The organism is Legionella stuttgartensis, from assembly GCF_977063405.2.
This window is the reverse complement of record NZ_CDRUHA020000032.1, coordinates 1-1,159: the sequence shown is the minus strand read 5'-3', so window position 1 is coordinate 1,159 and position 1,159 is coordinate 1. Positions and strand designations below refer to the sequence as shown.

Here is a 1,159-nt window from a genome sequence, read left to right as displayed (position 1 = left end):
TTTTCCTGGCGACCATAGCGGCTTGGAACCACCTGATTCCATCTCGAACTCAGAAGTGAAACGAGCCCGCGCCAATGATAGTGTGAGGTTTCCTCATGTGAAAGTAGGTCATCGCCAGGGTTTTATTTAAGTGATAGTTTATAAGAAAAACATCACTGAGTCCTGCAAAGAACAGGAAAAAGCGAATATGCTGGCGTAGCTCAGTTGGTAGAGCAACTGACTTGTAATCAGTAGGTCCCGGGTTCGATTCCTGGTGCCAGCACCATCTTAAATAGGTTGGCCGTTAACAAAATGTTGACATTCTATTCATCTTAAAAGACAATAGCGTTCTTTTTGGAGGGGTTCCCGAGCGGTCAAAGGGATCAGACTGTAAATCTGACGGCTCTGCCTTCGAAGGTTCGAATCCTTCCCCCTCCACCAGTTAAAAAGAAGAAGGACAAGCGGGTGTAGTTCAATGGTAGAACTTCAGCCTTCCAAGCTGATAGCGTGGGTTCGATTCCCATCACCCGCTCCAAAATATTAGAAATAGAAATATTTGCTTGTTCGTATGAATCTGCAAGCTAATATAAGCCCACATAGCTCAGGCGGTAGAGCACTTCCTTGGTAAGGAAGAGGTCGTTGGTTCGAGTCCAGTTGTGGGCACCATAATGTCAATTTAGCAAATGGGGAGACTTTCCAATGGCGAAGGAAAAATTTGAACGTAAGAAGCCACACGTAAATGTTGGCACGATTGGTCACGTAGACCACGGTAAGACGACATTAACAGCGGCTATTACCACGATTATGGCGAAGAAATTTGGTGGAACAGCGAAAGCATATGATCAAATTGATGCGGCACCAGAAGAGCGCGAGCGTGGTATTACGATTTCTACAGCACACGTAGAATATGAATCAGCGAATAGACACTATGCGCACGTAGATTGCCCAGGACATGCTGACTATGTTAAGAACATGATTACTGGAGCGGCGCAAATGGACGGAGCGATACTTGTAGTATCAGCAGCTGATGGTCCTATGCCACAAACTAGAGAACACATATTGTTATCACGCCAAGTAGGTGTACCCTACATTGTTGTGTTCATGAACAAAGCAGACATGGTTGATGACCCTGAGTTGTTAGAATTAGTTGAAATGGAAGTGCGTGACTTATTAAGCAGTT

General features: G+C 45.0%; 1 protein-coding gene, 4 tRNA genes and 1 rRNA gene. All 6 read left to right on the top strand.

Annotation, left to right across the window (positions count from 1 at the left end; genetic code table 11):
- Positions 1–4: 4 nt before the first annotated feature.
- A 5S ribosomal RNA gene (gene rrf / locus ACWTEW_RS08635) occupies positions 5–120 on the top strand.
- A gap of 69 nt (positions 121–189) precedes the next feature.
- Positions 190–265, top strand: a tRNA-Thr gene (locus tag ACWTEW_RS08630).
- Positions 266–335: 70 nt separating this feature from the next.
- Positions 336–420, top strand: a tRNA-Tyr gene (locus tag ACWTEW_RS08625).
- A 20-nt stretch (positions 421–440) separates the two neighbouring features.
- A tRNA-Gly gene (locus tag ACWTEW_RS08620) sits at positions 441–514 on the top strand.
- Positions 515–569: 55 nt separating this feature from the next.
- Positions 570–645: transfer RNA gene (locus tag ACWTEW_RS08615), tRNA-Thr, on the top strand.
- A gap of 33 nt (positions 646–678) precedes the next feature.
- Positions 679–1,159, top strand: a 481-nt coding sequence (locus ACWTEW_RS08610; RefSeq protein WP_454783630.1) for a GTP-binding protein, incomplete at its 3' end; no start/stop codon positions are given.